The 23,758-nt window shown below is 71.7% G+C and carries 20 protein-coding genes; 14 read left to right on the plus strand and 6 right to left on the minus strand.

The features are described 5' to 3' along the window. On the minus strand, positions 1–603 hold the full coding sequence (locus tag I5071_RS13695; RefSeq protein ID WP_236605889.1) for a Tim44 domain-containing protein: 603 nt from the start codon (positions 601–603) through the stop codon (positions 1–3). Further along, positions 603–1,487 carry a tetratricopeptide repeat protein gene (locus tag I5071_RS13700; protein ID WP_053233685.1) on the minus strand — a complete coding sequence of 295 codons (885 nt, stop codon included), beginning with the start codon at positions 1,485–1,487 and terminating at the stop codon, positions 603–605. The genes I5071_RS13695 and I5071_RS13700 overlap by 1 nt, the downstream gene beginning before the upstream one ends. A 160-nt stretch (positions 1,488–1,647) precedes the next feature. On the opposite strand from I5071_RS13700, the gene I5071_RS13705 reads away from it, so the two are divergent. From I5071_RS13705 to I5071_RS13725, 5 genes are all read left to right on the plus strand, one after another. Beyond that, a complete protein-coding gene (locus tag I5071_RS13705; RefSeq protein ID WP_236605890.1) occupies positions 1,648–2,073 on the plus strand; it encodes a hypothetical protein in 426 nt (141 codons plus the stop codon). A gap of 82 nt (positions 2,074–2,155) precedes the next feature. Continuing rightward, a complete protein-coding gene (gene efp / locus I5071_RS13710; protein WP_236605891.1) occupies positions 2,156–2,719 on the plus strand; it encodes an elongation factor P in 564 nt (187 codons plus the stop codon). Positions 2,720–2,723: 4 nt separating this feature from the next. Further along, positions 2,724–3,938: an EF-P lysine aminoacylase EpmA gene (gene epmA / locus I5071_RS13715; RefSeq protein ID WP_236605892.1), complete on the plus strand. Its 1,215-nt coding sequence runs from the start codon at positions 2,724–2,726 to the stop codon at positions 3,936–3,938. A gap of 70 nt (positions 3,939–4,008) precedes the next feature. Next, positions 4,009–4,305: a hypothetical protein gene (locus I5071_RS13720; protein ID WP_236605893.1), complete on the plus strand. Its 297-nt coding sequence runs from the start codon at positions 4,009–4,011 to the stop codon at positions 4,303–4,305. Positions 4,306–4,383: 78 nt separating this feature from the next. Continuing rightward, positions 4,384–5,415 carry a hypothetical protein gene (locus I5071_RS13725; RefSeq protein ID WP_236605894.1) on the plus strand — a complete coding sequence of 344 codons (1,032 nt, stop codon included), beginning with the start codon at positions 4,384–4,386 and terminating at the stop codon, positions 5,413–5,415. Positions 5,416–5,422: 7 nt separating this feature from the next. Here I5071_RS13725 and I5071_RS13730 read toward each other — a convergent pair whose 3' ends face one another. Next, on the minus strand, positions 5,423–6,772 hold the full coding sequence (locus I5071_RS13730; protein WP_236605895.1) for a hypothetical protein: 1,350 nt from the start codon (positions 6,770–6,772) through the stop codon (positions 5,423–5,425). Between the two features lie 119 nt (positions 6,773–6,891). Here I5071_RS13730 and I5071_RS13735 point away from each other — a divergent pair, with 119 nt between their 5' ends. Then, the gene (locus tag I5071_RS13735; protein WP_236605896.1) at positions 6,892–8,325 is read left to right on the plus strand and encodes an FG-GAP repeat domain-containing protein; all 1,434 of its coding nucleotides are present in this window, start codon (positions 6,892–6,894) and stop codon (positions 8,323–8,325) included. Here the strand turns inward: I5071_RS13735 and I5071_RS13740 are convergent, their stop codons facing one another. Beyond that, the gene (locus tag I5071_RS13740; protein WP_236605897.1) at positions 8,326–9,642 is read right to left on the minus strand and encodes a PQQ-dependent sugar dehydrogenase; all 1,317 of its coding nucleotides are present in this window, start codon (positions 9,640–9,642) and stop codon (positions 8,326–8,328) included. Between the two features lie 101 nt (positions 9,643–9,743). On the opposite strand from I5071_RS13740, the gene I5071_RS13745 reads away from it, so the two are divergent. Both I5071_RS13745 and I5071_RS13750 read left to right on the plus strand, forming a co-directional pair. Continuing rightward, the gene (locus I5071_RS13745) at positions 9,744–11,036 is read left to right on the plus strand and encodes a TonB family protein (protein ID WP_236605898.1); all 1,293 of its coding nucleotides are present in this window, start codon (positions 9,744–9,746) and stop codon (positions 11,034–11,036) included. A gap of 15 nt (positions 11,037–11,051) precedes the next feature. Next, complete coding sequence (locus I5071_RS13750) at positions 11,052–12,458, plus strand: hypothetical protein (protein WP_236605899.1); 1,407 nt, start codon at positions 11,052–11,054, stop codon at positions 12,456–12,458. Here I5071_RS13750 and I5071_RS13755 read toward each other — a convergent pair. Then, positions 12,455–13,561 carry a hypothetical protein gene (locus tag I5071_RS13755; protein ID WP_236605900.1) on the minus strand — a complete coding sequence of 369 codons (1,107 nt, stop codon included), beginning with the start codon at positions 13,559–13,561 and terminating at the stop codon, positions 12,455–12,457. The two genes, I5071_RS13750 and I5071_RS13755, sit on opposite strands and share 4 nt — an antisense overlap. A gap of 73 nt (positions 13,562–13,634) precedes the next feature. Here I5071_RS13755 and I5071_RS13760 point away from each other — a divergent pair, with 73 nt between their 5' ends. The 3 genes from I5071_RS13760 (at position 13,635) to I5071_RS13770 (ending at position 16,677) form a co-directional block, all read left to right on the plus strand. After that, positions 13,635–13,928: a hypothetical protein gene (locus I5071_RS13760; protein WP_236605901.1), complete on the plus strand. Its 294-nt coding sequence runs from the start codon at positions 13,635–13,637 to the stop codon at positions 13,926–13,928. 15 nt (positions 13,929–13,943) lie between these two features. After that, positions 13,944–15,203, plus strand: a complete 1,260-nt coding sequence (locus tag I5071_RS13765) for a metallopeptidase family protein (protein ID WP_236605902.1) — start codon at positions 13,944–13,946, stop codon at positions 15,201–15,203. Positions 15,204–15,294: 91 nt separating this feature from the next. Then, the gene (locus tag I5071_RS13770; RefSeq protein ID WP_236605903.1) at positions 15,295–16,677 is read left to right on the plus strand and encodes an ATP-binding protein; all 1,383 of its coding nucleotides are present in this window, start codon (positions 15,295–15,297) and stop codon (positions 16,675–16,677) included. A gap of 36 nt (positions 16,678–16,713) precedes the next feature. Here the strand turns inward: I5071_RS13770 and I5071_RS13775 are convergent, their stop codons facing one another. After that, the gene (locus I5071_RS13775; protein ID WP_236605904.1) at positions 16,714–17,253 is read right to left on the minus strand and encodes a hypothetical protein; all 540 of its coding nucleotides are present in this window, start codon (positions 17,251–17,253) and stop codon (positions 16,714–16,716) included. Between the two features lie 93 nt (positions 17,254–17,346). Here I5071_RS13775 and I5071_RS13780 point away from each other — a divergent pair, with 93 nt between their 5' ends. The 3 genes from I5071_RS13780 (at position 17,347) to I5071_RS13790 (ending at position 23,605) form a co-directional block, all read left to right on the plus strand. Next, the gene (locus tag I5071_RS13780; protein ID WP_236605905.1) at positions 17,347–18,801 is read left to right on the plus strand and encodes a sigma 54-interacting transcriptional regulator; all 1,455 of its coding nucleotides are present in this window, start codon (positions 17,347–17,349) and stop codon (positions 18,799–18,801) included. A 162-nt stretch (positions 18,802–18,963) separates the two neighbouring features. Then, entirely contained in the window at positions 18,964–23,136 is a 4,173-nt protein-coding gene (locus I5071_RS13785) for a sigma 54-interacting transcriptional regulator (RefSeq protein WP_236605906.1), read from the plus strand. 37 nt (positions 23,137–23,173) lie between these two features. After that, complete coding sequence (locus tag I5071_RS13790) at positions 23,174–23,605, plus strand: hypothetical protein (protein WP_236605907.1); 432 nt, start codon at positions 23,174–23,176, stop codon at positions 23,603–23,605. Positions 23,606–23,758 lie beyond the last annotated feature (153 nt).

Here is a 23,758-nt window from a genome sequence, read left to right on the forward strand (position 1 = left end):
CTATCGCGCGATGACGCGGGGATCTTCTCCGGGCCGCACGATCAGCGCGCCGTGCCCTTCGTGCGTGAGATCGACGAGCGGGTCGCGCCCTGCGCTCGTCAGCTCGAAGTGCATCACGAGATCGCCGGGCTGCAGCTCGGACGCGAGCGGCTCGCCCGCGATGCTCGTGGCGATCGGCTCCACTCGGATCGACTCGACCTCGACGAGATCCTCGAAGCGCGCATCGGGCGGCAGCCGCGTCATTCGGGCTCGCGTGAGCAGCTGACCGGCGAACGCGCTGCCCGAGGTCCGCGTCCGCGTGCGCCCCGCGCGCAGCGAGCCGCCGTGGAAGACCTCCTCACCGAGCGTCGCCTCGAGGGTCTCGCGATCGCCCTCGACGATCGCGGTGACGAGCGCGACGAGCAGCTCGCGCGCTTGATCCTCGCCGCCCGCCGCGACCACGCCGACGAGCTCACCGGTGCTCGGGGCGCTCTCGGGCGCGGGCACGTGCGCCGGTGGATCGCGATGGGTCGAGGGCGCGCTCGGAGCGCGCACCGGAGGCACGCTCGGCGCGCAGCCGACGATCACGAGCCACGCGATCGCCGCGCGCCCTCGCGCGAGCATCAGTCCGGGGGAGCCGAGCCGCGCATCGCGCGACGGTTCAGATCCGAGAGATGACGGCGGACGTCCGTCGCGAACGCCGCGCGCGGCCAGCGCCGGAGGTACGTGCGCATCGCGGCGCGCGCCTCGTCGATCTCGCCGAGGCTCTCCGCGCACTGCGCGAAGAGCAGCAATCCGTCGTCCTGCAGCTCGCGGTCGACCGTCTGCTCCGCGACCTCGGCCGCGTACTGCTTGGCGAGCGTGTCGTTGCCGAGGTGGCGCAGCGCGCGCGCGAGCTCGAGGCGCACCGCCGGGATGTGCGTGCCGTCGTCGTCGAGACGGATCGCTTCCTGGAAGACCTCGGCCGCTTCTTGGTACCGTCCGGTGCGGACGAGATCGAGACCGTTCTGGTACGCTTGCACCGAGAGGTCGACTTGGAACCGGTCGATCATGTCGCGGAAGAACGCGGACTCGGCGGGCGAGAGCTGCTCGCGACGGATCTCCGCGTACTGCTCGACCGCTTCGGCGCGCCTGCGCTCGCGGATCAATCGGTAGAATTGCGCGGCCTGGACCTCGGCGTGAGCCCGTCGCTCGGCGCGCTGGCGCTCTTCGTCGATCTCGCGCTGGAGCGCGTCCACCCGCTCCTGCAGCTGCGCCGACGTGGTCTCGTACTCGCCGATGCGTGCGGACGTCGCGAGGTACAGCCCGCTGAACGAGAGCACGGCGAAGAGCACGTACGCGACCCACGAGTTCCAGTTGAACCGGCGCTCGTACCCGGCCTGGCGCTTCGCGATCGACTTGATGTCGGCGGCGAGCGAGTTCGTGAGATTGCTCGTCTTGATGACGAGCCCTCGCGACTCGATGATCTCGCGCTTGATCTCGCGGATCTCCTCGTCGACGTCGGCCATGAGGAGCGCGGGTTAGCGTCTCTGGCCGGCCGCTGCAAGCCCGACACCGACTCCGCGTGTCGCCCCGCGAGGGGCGCCATGCGGTCATTGCCAACGCTTGACGCTCTTTCGGAGCGGGCGTAGAAGCGCCCGACTCGAGAGAGAAGGAGAACCGCCGAACATGCTCCGTATCGCTCGCTCTGCCCTCCTCGCCATCGCCTTCACCACGCTCGCCGCGTACGCCGCGGGCTGCGGTGGCGCGCGCAACTACACGGTCCGCGGCTCGCAACGAGACCCCGGCGCCGACGGTCGCGTGCAGGTCGAGCACATCGACGGCGGCAACAACCTGATCACCTTCTCGGGCACGAACATGACCCCGCCCGATCGGCTCGGGTCGGGCTTCACGCGTTACGTGCTGTGGGTGCGCACGGGCTCCGCGCCGGCCTCGATGGAGGCGAACGTCGCGTACGACCCGAGCTCGCGCACCGGCCGCGCGACCGCGACCACGCCGCACCAGCGCTTCACCGTCATGATCACCGCCGAGCGTGCGACGGAGACGTCGACCCCGAGCGACACGGTGATCTTCCAGCAGAACGTCAGCCAGTGACGTTCTGATCGCGGGCCTCGCGGGGGTTAGATCACCGCGAGGCCTCGCTCTCGACTTCTCTCTCAGCCGCGGAACGCCAGCCATGTACGACACGTCCGACATCCGGAAGAACCTCAAGGTCATCCTCGACGGCGCGCCCTGCGTCGTGATCGACTTCCAGTTCGTGAAGCCCGGCAAGGGTCAGGCGTTCACGCGCACGAAGCTGCGCAACATGCTCACCGGCAACGTGCTCGAGCGCACGTTCAAGAGCGGTGAGAAGCTCGCGAAGGCGGACCTCGAGGTGCGTCAGATGACGTTCCTCTACCCCGAGGGCGACCGCTACGTCTTCATGGACATCGAGAGCTACGAGCAGAGCTTCCTCACGGCGGAGCAGCTCGGCGACAGCCGCTTCTATCTCGTGGACAACATGCAGGTCGAGATCCTGCTCTGGAACGAGAAGCCGATCGGCGTGACCCCGCCGACGCACGTCGACCTGAAGGTCGTGGAGACCGAGCCGGGCTTCAAGGGCGACACCAGCACGAACACGCTGAAGGCCGCCAAGATGCACACCGGCGTGACCGTGATGGTCCCGCTCTTCATCAACGAAGGCGACCTGCTGAAGATCGACACGCGCACCGGCGAGTACGTCGAGCGCGCGAAGAAGTGATCGGGTGCGCGCGACCGCGCGCGTGATGATCGAGGCGCTGGCCCGCGTCGCGGCACCGAGAACGGTGCTCGTCGCGGGCCGCGTCACGTTCGTGGGCCCGGATCGCGTGCGCGTGGAGGACGCGAGCGGCGCGATCGGGATCGCGCTCGGCGAGTGCGCCGCGCCGCCCGACTACGCCTGGGTGCGCGTCGAGGGCGAGTGGGACGGCTCGCAGATGCGTGCTCTGAGCATCGATGTGCTCAGAGCACCGATCGGCGAGCGCTGGCGCGTGCACGGCGAGTGGGTGCGCACGCACCAGGACGAGCGCCGGCGCATGACGCTGCTCGTTCAGCGCGCCGCGATCCTGCGCGCCGTGCGGGCCTGGCTCGACGGCGCGGAATTCGTCGAGGTCGAGACGCCGAGCGCGGTGCCGAGCCCGGGGCTCGATCTGCACCTCGACGCGTTCGCGCTGGGCAACTCGCGCGAGCCGCGCTGGCTCATCACGAGCCCCGAGTACCAGATGAAGCGCCTCCTGAGCGGCGGGCTCGAGCGCATCTACCAGCTGTGTCGCTGCTACCGGCGCGGCGAAGAGGGCTCGCGTCATCAGCCCGAGTTCACGATGCTCGAGTGGTATCGCGCGCTCGCGAGCTCGGACGACGTGATGCGCGACACCGAGGAGATGGTCGCGCACGCCGCGCGCACCGTGCTCGGCACCACCCGCGTCGAGGGTGAGCGCGGACCGATCGAGCTCGCGCCGCCGTGGGAGCGGCTCACCGTCGACGAGGCGTTCGAGCGCTACGCGGGCGTCCGCGTCGCGGACGTGCTGCCGGACGAAGAGCGCTTCTTCCGGATCCTCACCGAGACCATCGAGCCCGAGCTCGGTCGCGCGCGCCCGGTGTTCTTGATCGAGTGGCCCTCGAGCATGGCGTCGCTCGCGCAGCTCTTGCCGAACGGGCGCGCCGATCGCTTCGAGGCGTTCGTCGACGCGATGGAGCTCTGCAACGGGTTCGGCGAGCTCACCGATCCGATCGAGCAGCGCGCGCGCTTGCAGCACGATCAGCGCGCGCGTGACGCGCGTGGTCTGCCGGTGTACCCGCTCGACGAGCGCTTCCTCGCCGCGCTCGAAGAGGGCATGCCGCCGAGCGGAGGCAACGCGCTCGGCGTCGATCGTCTCGTGATGTTGCTGCTCGGTGTGCGCGACATCGACGACGTGGTCGCGTTCTCCGCGGCGCGCTTGTGATCTGCGCTCCGACATCCGCGATGAAGGCGAGCGCTCCTGGTGGCCATCCCGTCTTCACCAGGAGGTTCGTATGCGTGGAGTCTCGCTTCGTGTGCTCACGATCGTGCTCGGTGTCGCGCTCACGTCCGCATGCGGCGTGACGGTGGTGCGAGGCAGGAGCGCGGGGCACACGACGACCGTCGATTCACGTCGCGGCGAGAGCCCGCGTCGCGTCGGCGTGCCCGCGGACTCGCGCTCGCGCAGCGGTCGTGGTGAGAGCCCGCCCGGACACGCGCGGCGCGACGACGATCACGGCCGCTCGCGCAGCGATCGCGGGCAGAGCCCGCCCGGTCGCGGTCACGGTCGCGGCGGACGCGACGATCGCTGATCCATCGTCGATCGCACGGAGGTCACACCCAGGGCAGCGAGTTGTAACGCCGCGGCGTGCGCCACACGATGGATCGTCGTGGCCTCGAAACACAGCGACGTGGTCGTGGGGATCGTCGCGCTGCTGACCTGCGGGTGTGGGGGCTCGCTGCAGGTCCGCGCGACGGTCGAGACTCCGCCAGAGCTCCCGATCCGCGTGTTCCCCGAGGTCGCGGTGGTGCACGGCACCGCGCCCGAGGACTTCGACGTCGCCGATGCGCTCGCGCATCACCTCTCCGCGAGCTCGCAGGACGGGCTCCGGGTGGAGCGCGTCGACGAGGACGGTCTCGAGCGACGCCGCGGCAGCGGCGCGTTCGGCCCTGCGAGCGCGGTCATCCGCGTCGACACGCACGTGGTCGAGACCGCGCGCCCGACGTTCTTCTCGCGCCCCGACACGGTGTGCACGACGTGGGGGTGCAACACGGTGCGGCGATCGGTGGTCGAGGATCTGCCGGTCGTCGTCGGGCGCGTGATGCTCCGCGTGAGCGAGGCGCGCACCGATCGGCTGCTGCAGGAGCTGACGATCGAGGAGCGCGAAGAGGGCTCCGACACGCTCGCGATGCGCATGCGCGTCGTGGATCGACTGCGACGTCGCGTGATCGGCGCGGTCGATCCCGGCGAGCGACAGCTCGACGTGGAGCTCGTCGACGTCGACGACGCGGAGGTGCGCGCGGCGCTGCAGGCGGTGCGCGAGGGACATCCGCGCGAGGCGCTCGCGACGCTCGAGCGCGTGGTCTCGCGCCGTTCGTTCGAGCAGCGCAGCGAGGAGCAGCGCGCGCGTGTGATGTTCGATCTCGGTCAGGCGCGTCGTCTCGCCGCGCGCGCGTCGGGCGAGCCCGATGTGGACTCGCGCCTCGAGGTCGCGGAGCGCACGATCCGCGACGCGCTCATGCTGCACCCCGAGGCGACGTTCGCGCGCGCGCTCACGCAGCTGCGCGAAGAGCGAACGGCCCGGGAGCGCATGCGCGCTCACCGGGCCGCTGCTTCGCACAATTTCGCGCTCGATCGTGGACCGGCAGTGCCTCCGGCCCCGCCGGGCTACACCGCGATCGCGCCGGCGCGACCGCGGTGAAGGTCCATCAGAGCCCGGTCGAGATCACCGCGTAGAAGAAGTTCAGGCACATCTCGTCCTGCGTGCCTTCACCCCACGTCACGGTCCCATCGCGATCGCTCGTGTCGTACGTGCACGTGATGCGCATCGAGTCGAGCGTCGAGATGCGGATCGGCTCGTCGTAGAAGTACGCGAGCTGCCAGTTGAAGTCCCAGCGCGGCACGTCGACGAGGCACTGCTCGCCGCCGCCGTTCGCGATGTGATCGACCTGCAGCTGCCGACCGAGCGTGTGCATGTGCGGGAACATCCCGTAGATCGTGACCGGCAGGTTGATGCCGCGCGTGAGGTCGCTGAGGTTCTCGGTGTGCGAGGTCGAGACCGACGACATGCGCGGCGCGAGCGACATGTCGTAGTCGCCGAGCGGGATGATGCGCGCGCGCGTCGCGCGCGGTGCGGTCTGCAGATCGACGCTCGTCTGATCGGGGTCGCTGCCCGCGAGCAGGTTGTAGTGGACCTGGATGATCAGCGGCAGCCCGCCCTCGAGCTGCACGCCGGTGCCGTCCGGGAAGAGCGTCGCGCCGCCGCCCGGCGCCCAGAGCACGACCGGGAACGCGCTGACGTTCGCCGCGCCGAAGCACGTGTAGCCGGGGCCGTCCTCGTTCGCATCGAGCTGGCGCGCCTGGTCCGCCGCGCCGGCGCTCGTGGGCGCGTACACGATCACGTGGTGCACGATCGGCGCGTTGCCGGGATGCACCTCGTAGCCGGTGAGGAACGTGGTCGCCGCGGGACCATCGACGACGAAGCAGCGATAGTCGTCGGTGCGCGTCGAGTCCGGCGTGTAGACCTCGGTCTCGATCGTCGAGACCGTGCCATCGAGCTCGGGCAGCGGCGGCACGGTCGGCGGCGGCGTCGCGGGGTCGCCCTCGGGCTCGCCCTGCTCGTCCCAGGCGGCGAGCGTCGCGATCTCGCGGTTCGTGAGCCAGCGCGCGTCGCGCCACGTGTGGCACTCGCCCGAGTTGTCGGCGAGGAACGGCGGCATGATGCGATCGCGCGTCACCTCCGCGATGCGCGTCGCCATGTTCTTCGCGATGTCGTAGGTGTCGAGCGGGAACGGCCCGACGCCGCCCGCGACGTGGCAGCTCACGCAGTTCTCGGCGAGGATCGGCCGGACGTGCCCGTAGTAGGTCACGTCGCCGATCGGACCCGCGTCTTCCTCGACCGGCGCGCCGCCACCGTCGATCATCGTGCTCGTGCCCGAATCGACGCCGTTGCCCGCGTCGGTGTCGGTGCCGCTGGTGTCGTCGTCACCGCCGCACCCGGCGAGCGCGAGCAACGAGCCCGCGACGACGAAGGTCGATCCCACCCTGAGCCAAGTCATCGCCACCTCCACGTACCCCACGCGCACGCTAGAGGAGTTGAAGGGTGTTCAACAAGGCTCCGAGGTGAGAGACCGTCGAGACGTGGCGACGAAACTCGCGCTGCGATACGAAGGCCGCCGTGAAAGCCGTGCGCGCGACGCTGCAGACCCTCGCGGTGCTGCTCGGTCTCTGGGTGGTGCTCGCGGTGGTCGGGCTCGTCGCGGGCGTGCTGCCGATCCCGGGGCTCGGTGGTGGCGCGACGAGCGAGACGCCCGCCGAGAGCGCGGACGCGGGCGTGGCCGAGGTCGACGCGGCGAGCGAGGTCGATGCCGCGGCGCTCGACGTCGATGCGTCGGTCGCGACCGATGCCGGTCCGCCGGTGCCCGAGGTGCCGCGCTTCCGCCGCGATCGCTGGATCGTGTGCCCCGAGCCCGCGATCGCACCGTCGCTCGCGGCGATCGATCTGATCGGCGACGCGCACGCCGAGCTCGCGGTCGGGTGCGGCGATCGCTGGGAGATCATCGCGATCCAGAACGACCTCCCGGTGCGCGTCGCGCGCGTCGACGCGCCCGCGAGCGACGCCGAGTCGGCGCCGATGGCGGGCGCCGCGCTCGCCGCGGACTTCGACGCGGACGGCGCGCGCGATCTCGTCCTGCCGCTCGCGTTCTACGGCGCGGGCAGCGCGACGCGCGGCGGCGGTCTCTACGTCGTGCCGCGCGATCGATTCGGCGGCTTCGAGAATCCGCGCGTGCTCGCGCCGATCGCGGCGGTCGGTGTCGTCGCGGGGCTGGTCGACGAGGGCGACGCGATCGATCTCGCGGTGGTGCATCGCGCGAACCCGTTCGCGCGGCTGCCGAGCGAGGTCTGGGTGTTCGCGGGCGGTGCATCGCCCGCGCGACGCGCCGTGCTGCGCACCGCGGTCGGCGCGCAGAGCGCGGGCCTCGTCGATCTCGATCGCGACGGGAAGCTCGACGTGATCGTGACCTCGCCCGACGAAGGGCGCGCCGACGTGTTCTTCGGGAGCGGCACCGGGCCCTTCCCGCGGCACCACACGCTCACGATCCCCGGCGCGTCGGGGGTGGCGATCGGAGACGTCGACGGCGACGGCGCGAACGACGCGCTGATCGAGGCGAGCGGCATCGTGCTGGTGCGCGCACGACGCGCGAGCGAAGGCGAGCTCGAGGTGACGCGCATCGACGCCGCGCCCGCGAGCGCGCGCGAGGTCACCACGGCGCAGCTCGACGACGATCCCGCCGCGGAGATCGTCGCGTGGGATCACCCGCGCCTCGTCGTGATCGACACCAACGCGGAGGGCGCGTTCGAAGCGCTCACGCGGATCGAGCTCGGCCCCGGCGAGCTCGGCCCGCGCCGTCACGTGCTCGCCGATGTCGATGGCGACGCCACGCCCGAGCTCGTGCTGCTCGGCGTGAGCGCGATCGACGGAGTGCGCTCGCTCGAGCTCGTGGTCGTGCCGAGCGCGGAGCGAGGCGTCGTCGACGTCGGCGATCGCCGCGACGTGATCGACGCCCCGCTGCTCCTGCGCGTCCCGCTGCCCGACGCGCAGGCGCCGTGATCACTCCGCGGCGACGATGCGGAGCACTTCACCGGTCACGAGATAGACCATGTAGAGCTCGCCGTCGTTGTCTTCCCCGAACGAGACGAGCCCGTAGCTCGGCAGCGTCGAACGCTCGAGGCCCGGCACCGCCTCGGGCCCGCGCGTGACCTCGCCGTCGCAGACGCGCAGGCCGCGCACGTAGTCGTCGGCGCTCGAGTCGCCGTAGAAGTACACGCCGCGCAGCGCGGGGATCGCCGAGCCACGGTAGACGTAGCCGCCGACGATCGAGACCCCGTCTTCGTGCGTGTACTCGGCGATCGGCGGATGGTGCGTCGTTCCCGCGACCAGGTTCCGGCCGTTGCGGTTCGGTGACTCGCGGGAGCCCTCGTAGATCGGCCATCCGAAGTTCACCCCGGATGCGGTCTCTGCGGTGACCACGCTGATCTCCTCCCAGGTCTCGTTGCCCACGTCGCCGACCCAGAAGTCGCCGGTCTCGCGGTCGAACGAGAAGCGCCACGGGTTCCGCAGACCGAGCGCCCAGATCTCGCTGTCGGAGAACGGATTGTCCGCAGGCACTCGCGCCTCGCCCACAACGCTCACGTCGAGGCGGAGGACCTTGCCGAGCAACACCGACAGATCCTGCGCGCGGTTGTTGGGATCACGCTGCAGCCCGCCGTCGCCGATCCCCGCGTACAGATAGCCGTCGCGGCCGAACGCGAGCATGCCGCCGTTGTGATTGCCGGCGTCGTCCGCGACCGTGACGATCGGCGTGACCTCGTCCTCGGCCACGTCGGGATCGTCGCTCCGCGTGCCCTCGGCGATGATGTTCCGCCAGGGCGAGCCGTTCGGCGTGTACGCGATGAAGAAGCGACCGTTGGTCTGATACTGCGGGTGGAACGCGAGGCCGAGCAGGCCCCACTCGTTCCCGCCGGTGGGAGCGCCGTTCAGCAGGCCCGAGACGTTGAGGAACGGGGTCTCGAGCACGTCCCCGTCACGCACGATGCGGACGCGCCCACCACGCTCGACGACGTAGAGATCGTCGGAGCCCGGCGGCTGCGTGACGTAGAGCGGTGACGAGAAGCGCTCGGTCGTCACCTCGACCATCGTGAGCGCGGGGATCGGCGCATCGCACGCGACCACGGGAAGGCCCGAGTCCTCGTCGCCCCCGCCGCCACCATCGCTGCGGGCGGCATCGGCGCCGCCACCGTCGAGCATCTGCGAGCCCGAGTCCGCGCGTTGGCCGCCGTCGGTCTCCGTGCTCGCGTCGTCGTCGCCACATCCTGCAGCGAGCACCATCGCGAGCGTCGCCGCTCCCACCATTCGAAGTCGTTCCATCCGAGTCTCCTCAGCGGAGGGTGTGCCGCGACAATGCACGAGCATTCGGGCCCCGTCACTCGTGGAGCCCGGGAGACGCAGTCGCGCTAGACTCTTCCGCGATGACGCGTTCCGCGCGCGCGATGTCGTATGGCGCCGCGATCTCGCTCCTGGCGCATCTCGCGATCGCGTGGCTGCTCCCGAGGCTCGCAGCGCGCACCCACGAGCCCGACCCGCCGGAGGAGATCGCGATCGACGTGCGCTTCGAAGGCGAAGCGGGCGACGGCAGCGCGGTGCGCGTGCCCGGCGCCGCGACGCCGCTCGAGCCGGGCGGCGCCGATCCCGATCACAACGTCGACGCGCGTGATCGCGGTCAGGGCGGCGATCGCAGCGGCGCGCAGCGCGTGATCCGCCTCTTGCCGCGCGCCGATCAGGTCACGCTGAGCGACGCGCCGATGAACGCGATCGGCGTCGGTCAGACGCAGCGCATCGAGACGGCGCGCGATCGCGCGACCCGCGAGGACCGACGCGCGACGCCGCACCCGGCCGACGATCCGTTCCTCGCGTCGGGCGACGGGGATCATCCGGAGCGCCGCCCGCTCGCACGCACCGACGCCGCGCCCGGCGCGCGCATCGCGCCCGAAGCAGGCACGCGCGGCGCGCCGATCGCGGGCAGCGAAGAGGTGGTGCTCGGCGAGTCGGGATCGACGCTCGGCGGCACTCGCGCCGGCGCGGTCACGATCGAGCCGAGCGGCGCGCAGAGCGACTCACCGGGACGCGGGATCGTCGGAGGACGCGGCGCGCGCGCATCGGAGAGCGCGCGGGTCGCGCTCGGTCGTCCGACCGTCGACGAGGCCGCGGCCGCGACGCCCTCGGAGGCACGCGACGCGCGGGTGCGCGACGACACCGACGCCGAGCTGCTCGCCGCGCGGATGATGCAGTCGGTCGTCGAGTCGACGCAGCGCCGCGGCGAAGAAGAAGGCGCGGGTCGCGGCGGCGCGCTCGGGCTCGGCGCGCCCGGCACCGGCGGCGGTCGTCACGAGGGCGGACGCGCGCGCGCGCTCGGCCCCGGCGACGGCGCGTACGACGCGCTCGACACGAGCGACGGTCGTTATCGCCGCTGGTTCGTCGAGACGCGCCGGCGCATCGAGAGCGCGATGGTGTTCCCGCGCGAGCGCGCGATGCGGATGGATCAGGGCACGAGCGTGGTGGAGCTGATCGTGCGTCGCGACGGAACGCTCGCGCGCGCGCCGCGCGTGGTGCGATCCAGCGGGTTCGACGACTTCGACGGCGCGGCGATCGCCGCGATCCGGAGCACGGTGCCGTTCTCGCCGCTGCCCGACGATCTGGTGCCGGGTCGCGACAGCCTGCGCATCCGCATGCCGCTCGAGTTCTCGAACCCGATGGTGCGGTGATCGTAGAGTCGCGCGGTGCGCGTCCTCGTTCCCCTCGTCGGTGTCGCGCTCCTCGCGCTGCACGCCTCGCTCTACGCGGGCTACGTGATCGACGACGCGTGGATCTCGTTCCGCTACGCGCGTCACCTCGCGCGCGGGCTCGGGCTCGTGTTCAACGAGGGCGAGCGCGTCGAGGGCTACACGAACTTCCTGTGGGTCGTGATCGCTGCGCCGTTCGCGTCGATGCGCGTCGAGCGCGTGATGGCCGGCATCGGGCTCGCCTGCGCCTGCGCGACGCTGGTGATCGCGACGCTGCGCGCGCGCCGCGACGATCCCGGTGAGCGCTTCGCGGGTGTGCCCACTGCGCTCGGGCTCGCGTGCATGCACGGGCTCGCGTTCCACGCGGTCGGTGGGCTCGAGACGCCGCTCTACGCGCTGCTGGTGCTCGTCGCGTCCCTCGCGCTCGCCGATCGACGCGCCCTGCCCTTCGCGCTCGCCACTACGCTCGCGTTCCTCGCGCGTCCCGAGGCCGCGCTGCTCGGGCTCGGCGGCACGATCGTCCTCGCGCGACGATCGCGGCGCGACGGAGCGATCGCGCTCGGCGCGTTCGTGCTGCTCGTCACGCCGTACCTCGCGTTCAAGCTCGCGTACTTCGGCGCCCTGCTGCCCAACACGCTGCACGCGAAGCCACCCGGGCTCGCAGGCGGTGCACGTTATCTCGCGCGCGAGCTGCTGCCCGCGTTCGCGCTGGTCGCCGCGGCGATCTCCGGCGCGCGCACGAACGAGCAGCATCGCGTGCTGGTCGTGATCGCGCTCGGGTTCCTCGGCGCGGTGCTGCTCGAGGGCGGCGACTGGATGCCCGGCGGGCGCATGGTCGTGCCCTGGCTCGCGCCACTGTTCATCGCGGCGGATCGCCCGATCCGCGGGCTCTTCCGCAGCGCACACCGCGCGCGCGTGCTCGCGATCGTCGCGCTGCTCGCGATCGTCCCCTGGCAGATCGCGCGGAGCGCCGAGCTCGTGGTGGGCACCCGCGCGCGCATCCCGATCGACGCCGCGCGCACCGAGCTCGCCGACCGTCTCACGCACGAAGGCGTGCGCTCGATCGCGCTGCTCGACATCGGTCTCGTCGGATGGCGCGCCGAGCACGTGCACATCGTCGATCTCGGCGGGCTCGTCGATCGCACCATCGCCGCCTCACCGGGCGCGCACGGCGCGAAGCGCGCCGACCTCGACTACCTCGAGTCCCTCGCGCCCGACGTCGTCATCCTCACGTCCGCGCACGACGCGACGCGCGATGCCGAGGGCCACGTGCACGTCGGCGCACGCTTCGTCGCGGAGCAGCACCTCGAAGAGAGCGAGTGGCTGCGCGACCACTACGAGCACGTCGAGACGCTCACCCCCGCGCGCGTCTATCGCATGCACGTCTTCCGGCGACGGGACTAACGAAGGAGCAGACGACGCCAGTCGGGCGGCAGATCGAGATAGCCCTCGCCGTGCAGGTAGTCGTAGAGCGCGTCGTTGATCGCGCCGCAGATCTCGGTGTGGATGCGCGGGTCCTGCACGAAGTGGAGCGTCGCGTCGCGGAACTGCTCGCTCGACTGCGACGCGCGCCGCGTGATCGGCTCCTGCACGTTCAGCACGAGGTGCTCGAGAAACTTGCGGTCGAACACCTCGCGGAACCCGTGGAACTTGTCGGCGGTGATCTTGTATCCGAGGTCGTGCCCGTGCGCGACGCGCGACTCGCGCACCACCTCCCAGCAGAACTCGCCGAGGTTCTTCGGGAAGACCTCGAGGAAGAAGTGCGTGAGCACCTCGCGATAGATCGCGAGCAGCCGCTCGAGCTCGGGCGTCGTCTTCGAGAGGAACTCGTTGCAGAGCTGGCGCTGGAAGCTCTGCAGCTTCTCGATCGCACGGTCGCGCACCGCGGGCTCGCTCACCGGCATCGACTCGAGCTCGGCGAGGATGTCGATCTCGTGCTGCTTGAGCGCGAAGTAGAGCGCCTGCTCGGGCCACGTCGCGGCGGGCAGCTCGCGCCCGTCCTCGGCCAGTCGCGCGTAGAGCTCGGAGTTGAAGAAGAGCTGGGTGATGCGGCGCTGCACCTCTTCGAGCTTCCGCGTGAGGAACCCCGAGCGCTTCTTCGAGAACAGCTTCTCGAGCAGCTCGCGCAGGTTCTGGATCAGCTCGATCTCGACCTCCGCCGGCGGTCGCACGCCCGTCTGCGCGCTCGCGAGCGCGCGCAGCTCGGCGACGACCTGATCGGTGATCGCGTCGAGCTCCGCGTTCGTCTTCAGCTCCGCGTTGTAGTACTGCACCCGCGCGCGCAGCTGCTCGTCGCGCAGGCGCAACGCCGCGCCGGCCTGGAGGATCATCGCGCGCGTCGAGCCCGGCGGCGGCGCCTGCGACACCGGCTGCGCGAAGGGCTGGGGAGGCGGAGGAGCGGGCGCGGCGTGCGCAGCACCACGGAGGCTCGCGAGCGGCGGAGGAGGCATCCTCGGAATGGCGCGCTGCGGGAGCGGCGGTGGCACGCGGGCGGGAGGCTTCTCCATACGGACGCCGATGGTACATCGATGCGTGGTTGGCCCGTGCGCCTGCGCGCGCCCGCCGACAGACTTCACGCCGATGAGTCGGCGTACGTCGGACATCTCGCCCGGACGCGCAGCGTCGCTGTCGCGCCATCGCACGTTCCGCTGGAACGACGGCGTCGACGTGAACGTGTACGAGGCCGTGGAGACGTGTGACGAGGGCCTCCTCTGGTACCGCTGGTCGCATCGGTTCGGCGACTCCGGCGGACGCGGCGACGAGGCGCTGCAGACCTTCGACGCCTTTCTCCAAGACGGCCCGCTGCGCGCCGCGCCCGCGCCCACCGTCGCCGCGATCCGCGCGTGGATCGCGGCGAACGTCGCGGACACCTGAATGAGGCGACACCGGGTGAGGCTCCCGTCCGGTCTCGACGTGCGCGTCCGCGCGCCCGAGGGAGCGCTGCGCGACGACGACGTGGTCGACGGCACGCGCCTGCGCTTCGGGCGCGCGCTCGCGATCCTGCTCGAGCCGGGCACGATCGAGCCCGCGCTCGACGTGCTCTCGCTCTCGATGCGCGACTTCCACGTCCTTCGTGATCTGCTGCTCCGCACCGGCGCGATCGCGCCCGAGCCCGAGGACGGCGCGCACTGTCGCAACTGCGACGCGCCGCTCGCGTTCGATCCGCGCGAGCTCGATCCCGTCGAGCTCGAGACCGCGCACGCCGCCGCGCCCTCGCCTGCCCTCGATCCCGCGCCGCTCCCGAGCCCGGTGCGCCTTCCGCGCGGCGGCATCGCGAACGAGATCTCGATGCGCCCCGTCACCGTCGCGGAAGCACGGCCGCTCCTCGAGGCGCTCGCGCGAGACACGCCGTATCGGGTGACCCCGCGCCTGCTCGACGCGATGGGCGTGCGCGCGCTCGGGACGCTCGATCGCCCGGTGCTGCTCGCGCGTGTGCTCGGTCGCGCGAGTGATGCGGTGTGGGCCGCGGTGGAGCGGCGCTATCTCGAGCTCAACGCCGCGCCGCCGATCGTCGCGCCGCTCGCGTGTCCTTCGTGCGGCACGCTGCACGAGGTCGTCGTGCCCACGCCCGACGAGCTCGATCCCGACGCGACGCGCACCGAGCGCGACACCCGCGCTCCGTTCCTCTCGGAAGACGACTTCGAAGCGCTCGTCGAGCGCATCGCGCCCGCGATCTACGAAGCGCGGGGAGTGCGCATCGAGGCCGTCCCGCCGCGCGTGGAGCCCGGCGTGCCCGCCACCGACATCGCGGGTGAGCCGCTGCTCGGCAGCTACGAGCCTCGCCAGGAAGTGGACGCGGCCGGCTACACCCAGCTGGAATTCGTCGTGACGCTCTACTACCGGACCTTCCGCCGCGTGTGGGAGGACGAGGGTCCCTACGATGTCGAGGCCGAGATCCGCGAGACGCTCGATCACGAGCTCGAGCACCACCTTCACCACCTCGCAGGCCACGACCCGATGGACGCGGCCGAGCGCGCCGAGGCACGCCAGGAGATCCGCGCGCTGTACGGCGACCGTCGGCTCGCGAAGCTCGCGGCCCGGGAAGCCGCGCGCGATCTCCGTCAGTTCGTGCGCGTGACCTGGCCCTTCTTCGCGCTCATCGCGCTCGTGCTCGGTGTGGCCGCCACGTTCGGATGGATTCGTTGGTGATGTCTCGATCCCGCTGCCTCCCTCCTCGCTCACAGACGGTCGGCTTTGACGCTGATGCCGGTCATCGCGTACGCTCGTACGAGCACGCCGGATGAATCCAGTGGCGGACGACTCGCTCGATTGGCTCGCCGGGCTCGGCCTCGTGGTGATCGAGGAGCGCCTCGACGGCGCGGCGCGCTCGATCGGCCCCGCGGGCGCCAGCATCGTCGAGCGTTTCGACGTCGCGCTCGCGCGTGCCGCGCACCTGACCGGCAGCGATCCGCGCCTCGGTGCGCTCATCCGCCAGGCGCGCGCGAGCGGCGCGGCGATGGTCGAGCTGGCGGGCGCGCGCATCGGGCTGCACCGGCGCGGCGAGCGACTGCTCGCGATCGTGGTCCCGCAGGACCGCACCTCCGCGAGCATCGTGCACGAGCTCGCGAACGCGCTCACCGGCATCGCCGGGTGGACGCGCCTCGCCACCACCGCGGGCCCGATGCCGGAGCGCGCGCGCTCGGCCGTCGAGGTGCTCGATCGTGCGACCAACGACGCGCTCGATACCGCGCGCACGCTGCTCGCTTCGCTCCAGGGCCCCGCCGAGATTGGAGAAGGCAGCGACGTCTCCGACGTCGTCGGCGCAGCGATCTCGATGCTGCGCCCGCTCGCGGACGACAAGGACATCGTGGTGCGCGCGAAGCTGCCCACCGGCCTGCGCGCCGCGGCGCGTCCCGCCGAGCTCCGCGCGATCGCGACGAACCTGATCAAGAACGCGATCGAGGCGCTCGAGCCCGGCGGCGAGATCGTCGTCGCGGCGGACGCGGCCGATGATCGCGTCGTGCTCACCGTCGTCGACGACGGGCCGGGCATGGACGACGACACGCTCGCCCACATCTTCGACCCGTTCGTGACGCACAAGGCGAGCGGCACCGGGCTCGGCCTCGCGCTGGTGCGCGACCTCGCGCAGGCACGCGGCGGTGACGTGCGCGCGGAGAGCGGCCGCGGCCGCGGCGCGCGCTTCGTGGTGCGACTGCCCGCGCTCGTCGATGCGCGCGCCGAGGCCCGCGAGCGACGCCAGAACCTGCGCGGCAGCGGCGTTCGTCGCCGCTCGACCGCGCCGCTCAAGCGACCGATCCGCGTGCTGGTCGTCGACGACGACGAGTCGCTGCGCGGCATGGTGACCGCCACCCTCGAGATCCGCGGCGCGAGCGTGGTCGCAGTGCCCGGCGTGCAGGAAGCGATGGCGGTCGATCAGAATTTCGATCTCGCGCTCGTCGATCTCTCGCTGCGCGACGGACGCGGGGACTGCCTGCTCTCGTGGCTCCACGAGCACCAGCGCACGCAGCGCGCGGTGCTGATGAGCGGCGCGCCCGTGACGCCCGACGAAGTGACCCACGCCGACGAGGTCCTGCGGAAGCCCTTCACGCTCGAGGATCTCGCGGAGGTCGTCGATCGCGTGGTGCGCCCGAGCGCGAGCGCGCGCAGCAACCGCAGCCGCTGAGCCCCGCGCGATCGCTCGCGCGGGGCTCGCTCGTGCTCACGGCGTGCGGAAGAGCTGCAGCCCGTACTCGCCGTAGCCCGAGTACGCGAGCGCGCGCACGAAGAACGGGCCGGTCCAGCGCGGGCAGATCGTCTCCTGTCCGACGCCGAGCACGGGGAAGTTGTCGGTCGCGGTGTCCTGCGCGATCGGGTTCCCGTTCTCGTCGACGATGAAGAGATCGAGATCGCTCATCGTCGGCCCGCCCACGCCGATCAGGCGATAACAGCGCCCCGCCTCGAGCACGGTCTGGAAGCTCTCCTCCTGACCCTGCTGCAGGTAGCCGTGATAGAGCGGCGTGTCCGGCACCATGTCGGGCGCGAACTGCGAGTAGCGAACGTTCATGTGCTGCGAGACGTAGTCGGGCGCCGCGGGGGCGCCCTGCGCCGGAGCACCGACGACGTAGACGGTCTGGCCTCCCGACGTCGCACCGCCCTGCGACACGTCGACCTGCACCACCTCTTCGGTCCGGCGACGGCCGCAGGCCGAAGCCCCCAAGAGGAGTGTCAGCGCACCCAGCACCGTCACGATTCGTCTCATCCGATTGCTCCCTCCTCCAGCCTCGCAGGATTCCGCCGGGACCCTGGCACGATTCTGCGATAACCTGCCCACGTCGCGGAAGCGCTCCGATCGATGGCGAAGAACGTCCCGCACCAGAGCGTCCCGACCGGCTCGGTCGAGACCTTCCCGACCTTCGGCGACGACGCGACGGATCCCACGCCGGGCCTCGTGCTCGTCTACTCGCGCCTTCACCGACAGCTCCCCTCCGCGGTCGCGTTCGTCGATCCGCTGACGACGATCGGGCGCGAAGCGGACAACGACCTGTCGATCCCCGAGCCAGCGGTGTCGCGCTACCACGCCGTCGTCGAGCGTCGCGAGGACGGCTGCTGGCTGATCGACAAGGGCTCGACCAACGGCACCATCGTGAACGGTGCGCGGACCCACGGCGCACGGCTCGCGATGCACGACCTGGTGCGCATCGGCGACGCGGTGTTCCGCTTCGCCGATCGCGGCGTGCTCTCGTTCAGCGCGTACCGCCTCGACGGCAGCGTGATCGCGGCGATGCGCCCGGTGCGCCACGCGATCCGCTCGCAGCTCGTCGGCGGATGCCAGATCGACCTGCTGCTCGAGCGCGTCGAGAAGGTCGCGAAGACCGGTCTCGCGTGCGTCATCCACGGCGAGAGCGGCACGGGCAAGGAGCTGCTCGCGCGCACCATCCACGACGCGAGCGAGCGACGTGGTCCGTTCCAGGCGATCAACTGCGCCGCGCTCCCCGCGAACCTGATCGAGAGCGAGCTCTTCGGGTATCGCAAGGGCGCGTTCACCGGCGCGACGCAGGACAAGCACGGCCTGGTGCGCGCCGCGCACCTCGGCACGCTCTTCCTCGACGAGATCGGCGACATGCCGCTCGAGGCGCAGGCGAAGCTGCTGCGCGTGCTGCAGGAGCGCGAGGTCCTGCCGATCGGCGCGACGCAGCCCGAGCGCGTCGACGTGCGCGTCGTGTGCGCGACCCATCGCACGCTCGAGGCCGAGGTCGCGGCCGGGCGCTTCCGCGGCGATCTCCTGGCGCGCCTCCGCGAGTTCTCGGTGCGCATCCCGCCGCTGCGCGAGCGACGCGAGGATCTCCACCCGCTCGTGGTGCACTTCCTCAAGCGCGCCGGGCGCCCCGAGGGAACGGTCACGCTGCCGTTCATGCTCGGCCTCGCGCAGTACGCGTGGCCGTACAACGTGCGCGAGCTCGAGAGCGCGGTGAAGCTCGCGGTCGCGCTCTCCGACGGGCACGACATCGACGTGCGGCACCTGCCCGAGACCGTGCAGCAGGCGCTGCGGCAGCCGCCGCCGCCGAGCCGGCCCGCCGCACAGTCGCTCTCGAGCCCGACCACCCAGCCCGACCGCGCGCGCTTCGCCGCCGCAGCCGCAGCTCCGAGCTCGCGCCTCGGCACGCCCACCGAGGCGGAGCTGCGCGAGATGCTCGCGCGTCATCGCGGCAACATCGCCGCCGTGGGCCGCGAGCTGGGCAAGGAGCGCATGCAGGTCCACCGCTGGCTCAAGCGCTACGCGATCGACATCAACGACTACCGGAGCTGACGTCGTCCTACACCACTGCGTGCGTCCACTCTCGCTTCACGGCGCGCACGCCTCGACGTCACTTCCCGCACGTGCGGGCGGACGCGCACGACGCACGCTCTCGATTTCCTCGATGTTTCGGCGCGTTGCTCGCGGGCACGAGCGTTGCGAAGAGCGCGCGCCGTGCGCAAGTCGTTCCCACTGCGCCTGCTTGAACCGCCCGGAGCGGACGTCTACCCTCACGCCTTCGGTGAGCCGGGGGAGGCTTTCGTCTCCAAGGGCCGCGGGGTGAGCATGCAGCAGGGAACGAGCGGTTCGCAGTCCGCAGCATCCTCTCAGATCACCACGAACGCGACGCACGCGTCGCCACACGACCGACCGGTCCTCCTCGAGCGCCGCAACTTCTCGCACGCACCGACCGCGATCGGCAGCGCGCCGAACGCCTGCGCGGGACGCGAGAGCGAGATCGCGAAGCTCATGGAGAGCTATCGCCGCATCGCGCAGCACCGCGATCGCGAGCGACTCGTGCTCTTGCAGGGCCCGGGCGGCATCGGGAAGTCGCGCATCCTCGCGGAGCTGCGGGGGCGCATCCGCCTCGAGGGCGGCGTGGTGCTCGAGGGCCGCTGCGAGCCCGGCCGCGCGTTCGGTCCGTTCGCGGAGATCGTCGATCGCGCGCTGCGCTTCCTCGACGAGGTCGGCGTGGTGCCGAGCTCGGATCTCGACGGCCTCGCGTGTCGCGCCGGGTGTCATCGCCTCTGGCACCAGCACGGCGGCCCCGAGCCCGAGACCTCGAGCGCGATCGATCCCAACGGCGCGCCGCCCGAGATCGCAGCGTTCGAGAAGCGGCTGCGCTTCTTCGACGCGATCCACCAGCTGCTGCGCGACGTCGCGACGGTGCGCGCGCCGGTGCTGATCCTCCATCACCTCGAGCGCGCGGATCGCGGCACCCTCGAGCTGCTCTCGTTCCTGCTCGATCTCGCGGGCGATCACGGGAGCTTCGCGGGACAGAACGAGCCGACCGCGCTGCGCATGATGGTGGTCGCGTCGCTTCGCGACGACGTCGCCCCGGCGCACCCGGAGGCGATCGAGACGCTGCGCGGGCACGACGCGGCGGAGCGCGTCTCGGTCGGCGCGCTCGACGCGCAGGGCGTGCGCGCGTTCCTCACGAGCGAAGAGGCGATCGCGCGCGTCATCGAGCGCACCGGGGGGAACCCCGAGCTGATCGAGCTGCTGCTCGAGGCCGATCCGCTGACGCCCCGCGCGCGCATCGAGCGTCGCCTCGCGCGCCTCACGCCGATCGCGCGCGAGCTCGCGGGCGCGCTCGCGGTGCACGCGAGGCCAGCGTCGCTCGAGACCCTCGCGGCGCTCGCGGGCGTGCCGATCGAAGCGGCGGCGCGCTCGGAGCTGCCCTCGTTCGATCTGCTGACGCGATCGATCGTCGACGGGCACGTGCTCTTCGCGTTCGAGCGCGAGAACGACCGCGAGACCTGCTACCAGCTCTTCTCGCCGCGCGAGCGCCGTGATCTCCACGCGCGCTGCATCGACGTGTGCACCGCGCGCCTCGATCTGCAGGAGGCGGTGCGCCACGCGATCGCGACCGGCGACTTCGCGCGCGCGTCGGATCTCGCGGTCGCGGCAGCCGCCTCGCTCGCGGCGCGTCACGCCCACGCCGAGGCCGCCGCGCTGCTCGAGTCGCTGCTCCACGCGAACTCGAGCGCCGGCAAGGGCGCGATGGAGCTCCCGCTGGTCATCCGCGAGGAGCTCGCGGATCTCTATCGGATCGCCGGCAACTACCGCGCGGCGCTGGTGCACGCGCGCGCGGTGCGCGAGGCGCTGCCCGAGGATCCGGCGGCGGCGCGGCGCGTGGGCTATCTGCTCACGGTCGCTGGTGAATTCGAGGCCGCGGCCGAGCCGCTCGAGGCCGCGCGCCGGCTCGCGACCGCGCGCGTCGAGGCGGGCCTCGCGACCGGCGCCGAGGTCGCGGAGGTCGAGGCGCAGCTCGCGGAGCTCGGCTACCAGCAGGGCAACTACGACGCGGCGCGCGAGTGGTCCGAGGTCGCGCTCGAGCGCGCCCGCGAGGCCGGCGCGCTGCGCATCGAGATCCACGCGCGCAACACGCTGGGCAAGCTCGCGCTCGCGCAGAAGAACCCCGCCGTCGCGGCCGAGCTCTTCGAGCAGAACCGCGTGCTCGCCGCGCGCTCGGGGCTCGGGCACCAGGAGGCGCAGGCCCACACGAACCTCGGCGTCGCGATGCTGCTGCGCCGCGAGCTCGGCGCCGCGGAGCAGGCGTGCAAGCGCGCGATCGAGGTGGCGACGCGCGCGAGCGACACGCGCGACCGCGCGATCGCGACCGAGAACCTCGCGGTGCTCGCGCACCTCGCGCGCGACTACCGCCGCGCGCTCTCGCACTACCACGTCGCGGTCGGGCTCCTGAAGCGCCTCGGCAACCGCGCGATGCTCGGCCGCGTCGCGAACAACCTCGGCGAGCTCTACCTCTCGCTCGGAGATCGCGCGCGCGCGCGTGCGCTCTCGGATCTCGCCGCGCACGTCAGCGGCACGAGCGGTCCGCCGCTCCGCACCGCGCAGCGCCTCCGCCTGCGTGGCCGCATCGAGGCGGCCGACGGCAACGTGGGCCTCGCGCGCCAGAGCTTCGAGAGCGCGCTCCTCGCGTTCCGCTCGCTCGGTGACGCGCGCGCTGCGGCCGACGCGCAGCTCGAGGTCGCGAAGCTCGCGCTCGCCGACGGAGACGTGCCCAAGGCGCGCGAGATCCTCGCGTCGCTGCCGGTGGAAGACGCGCCCCAGCGCGCCGCGGAGGTCGCGATCGTCGCGGCCGATCTCGAGCGTGCCGCGGGCGGCGAGACCGTGCTCTCGGCGCGTCGTGCGGTCGAGCTCGCGGAGAAGGCGGGCGACGACGAGCTCCTGCTCCCCGCGCTCGTGCGCTTCGCGCGCGCGCTCGGTGACGCGGGCGATCTCTCGCACGCGGCGCGTGTCCTCGAGCGCGCGCAGGACGTCGACAAGAAGCTCGGCGCGAACGTGCCCGAGGAAGCGCTCGCCGCGTGGCAGGAGCGCCCCGCGCGCATCGAGCTGATGCAGGTGCAGGCGAAGCTCGCGTCGGCGTGGGCCGCCACGTACAACGCGGGCGGTCGCCACGACTCGGTGCCGCCGCCGCGCGCGCTCGCTCCGCGTGGTCGCCCGGTGATCGCGGAGACCGGCGCGAGCGATCCGCGCTTCGAGAAGTGGCGCAAGCGCTACCCGAACATCGCGGGCTCGTCGACGGCGGTCGCGAGCGTGATGTCGGTGCTCGACAAGGTCTCGAACTCCGACGCGATCGTGCTGATCCGCGGCGAGAGCGGCACCGGCAAGGAGCTGATCGCCGAGGCGATCCACAACAACTCGGCGCGCGCGACCAAGCCGATCGTGAAGGTCAACTGCGCGGCGCTGGTCGAGACGCTGCTGCTCAGCGAGCTCTTCGGTCACGAGAAGGGCGCGTTCACGGGCGCGCAGAGCCGCAAGAAGGGCCGCTTCGAGCTCGCCGACGGCGGCACGATCTTCCTCGACGAGATCGGCGACATCTCGCCGAAGACCCAGGTGGCGCTGCTGCGCGTGCTCCAGGAGCGCGAGTTCGAGCGCGTCGGTGGCACCCAGCCGATCCGGGTGGACGTGCGCATCGTGGCCGCCACGCATCGCGACCTCGAGCGCATGGTCCGCGAGGGCACGTTCCGCGAGGACCTCTACTACCGCCTGCGCGGCGTCACCCTCGAGATGCCGCCGCTGCGCCGTCGCCTCGACGATCTCACGGAGCTCTGCGGGCGCCTGCTCCAGCGCATCGCGGAGGAGCGCGACGAAGCGGCGAAGCGCATGTCGTCGGCAGCGCTCGAGCTGCTCGCCGGCCACCGCTGGCCGGGCAACGTGCGCGAGCTCGAGAACGTGCTGCGCTCGGCGACCCTGTTCGCCGACGGCGAAGAGCTCGTCCCCGAGGACTTCGCCGCGTTCGCCGACACCTTCCAGGCGCCGGATCCCGAGGTCGCGACCGCGCTGCGCGCCCCGAGCACCACGGCGAGCACCGGTGGCACCAGCCCGGGGACGACGGCGGTACTTGGAAACGACTCGGTTCGGGACGACGCATCGGGCGCGGACGGTGAGGACGCGCCGATCGAGATGCTGGTGTACGAGCGGGTGCGCGGAGGCGCGACCTCGCTCTTCGAGATGAAGAAGATGCTCGAGCGCGAGTGCATCGTGCGCGCGCTCGAGGAGACGAACGGGAACATCACCCGTGCCGCGGCGCTCTTGGGGATGAAGCGTCCGCGCCTGTCGCAGCTCGTGAAGGAGTACGAGCTCGGAGACTTGGGGAAGTAGGGGACCAATGCTCGACTCGAAACACGTTTGGGGAATCGTGCTCGCCGCGGCGCTCGCGGCGGGTGGCTGCGCGGTCGACGCGGCCGGCGTGTCGTCCGATCAGCTGCTGGTGGACGACGGCGCCGAGCTCGCGGAGATCGAGCCCGAGGCCTGCGAGGAAGCCGAATCCGGCTGCGAAGGCCTCCTCGCGCGCGACGTGAAGTTCGCGATCGTGTCCGCCGAGTTCGGGCTGATCGCCGCGGTGGAGTCGGACGGCGACGTCGTCTGCATCGACACCGTCGAGGCCGTCGAGGAAGAGCTCTCGGAGAGCGGGCGCATCGAGGAGGCGCACAACCTCGTCGAGGCGTTCGAGGCGTCGCTGGCCACGCCGTCGCTGTTCGGCGTGCACGCGGGCGACCCCGACCCGGAGCCGAACCTCGGCTTCCGCCGGATCGTGCTTCGTGGCGATCCGGATCCCGAGCCGAACTGACCCCCGCCCCACCCCCGAGCTCCCATGAGGCCCGCGATTCCCGAGTGGAATCGCGGGCTTCGCAATTTCCGGCCGATCGGCCTTGCGTCCTTGCAGCGGATCCCGTAGTGGTATGACCACTCGACTGGCTAAACCAGTTGAGCCCTCGGAGAC

Origin of the sequence: Sandaracinus amylolyticus, from assembly GCF_021631985.1 — a bacterium.
GTDB lineage: Bacteria > Myxococcota_A > Polyangia > Polyangiales > Sandaracinaceae > Sandaracinus > Sandaracinus amylolyticus_A.

Excerpts from the sequence above, each read along its gene's own strand:
- I5071_RS13695 (WP_236605889.1), bottom strand. The coding sequence starts at position 603 with ATGCTCGCGCGAGGGCGCGCGGCGATCGCGTGGCTCGTGATCGTCGGC.
- I5071_RS13705 (WP_236605890.1), top strand. The coding sequence starts at position 1,648 with ATGCTCCGTATCGCTCGCTCTGCCCTCCTCGCCATCGCCTTCACCACG.
- I5071_RS13760 (WP_236605901.1), top strand. The coding sequence starts at position 13,635 with ATGAGTCGGCGTACGTCGGACATCTCGCCCGGACGCGCAGCGTCGCTG.
- efp (WP_236605891.1), top strand. The coding sequence starts at position 2,156 with ATGTACGACACGTCCGACATCCGGAAGAACCTCAAGGTCATCCTCGAC.
- I5071_RS13775 (WP_236605904.1), bottom strand. The coding sequence starts at position 17,253 with ATGAGACGAATCGTGACGGTGCTGGGTGCGCTGACACTCCTCTTGGGG.
- I5071_RS13755 (WP_236605900.1), bottom strand. The coding sequence starts at position 13,561 with ATGGAGAAGCCTCCCGCCCGCGTGCCACCGCCGCTCCCGCAGCGCGCC.
- I5071_RS13700 (WP_053233685.1), bottom strand. The coding sequence starts at position 1,487 with ATGGCCGACGTCGACGAGGAGATCCGCGAGATCAAGCGCGAGATCATC.
- I5071_RS13730 (WP_236605895.1), bottom strand. The coding sequence starts at position 6,772 with ATGACTTGGCTCAGGGTGGGATCGACCTTCGTCGTCGCGGGCTCGTTG.
- I5071_RS13745 (WP_236605898.1), top strand. The coding sequence starts at position 9,744 with ATGACGCGTTCCGCGCGCGCGATGTCGTATGGCGCCGCGATCTCGCTC.
- I5071_RS13740 (WP_236605897.1), bottom strand. The coding sequence starts at position 9,642 with ATGGAACGACTTCGAATGGTGGGAGCGGCGACGCTCGCGATGGTGCTC.
- I5071_RS13720 (WP_236605893.1), top strand. The coding sequence starts at position 4,009 with ATGCGTGGAGTCTCGCTTCGTGTGCTCACGATCGTGCTCGGTGTCGCG.
- I5071_RS13770 (WP_236605903.1), top strand. The coding sequence starts at position 15,295 with ATGAATCCAGTGGCGGACGACTCGCTCGATTGGCTCGCCGGGCTCGGC.
- I5071_RS13780 (WP_236605905.1), top strand. The coding sequence starts at position 17,347 with ATGGCGAAGAACGTCCCGCACCAGAGCGTCCCGACCGGCTCGGTCGAG.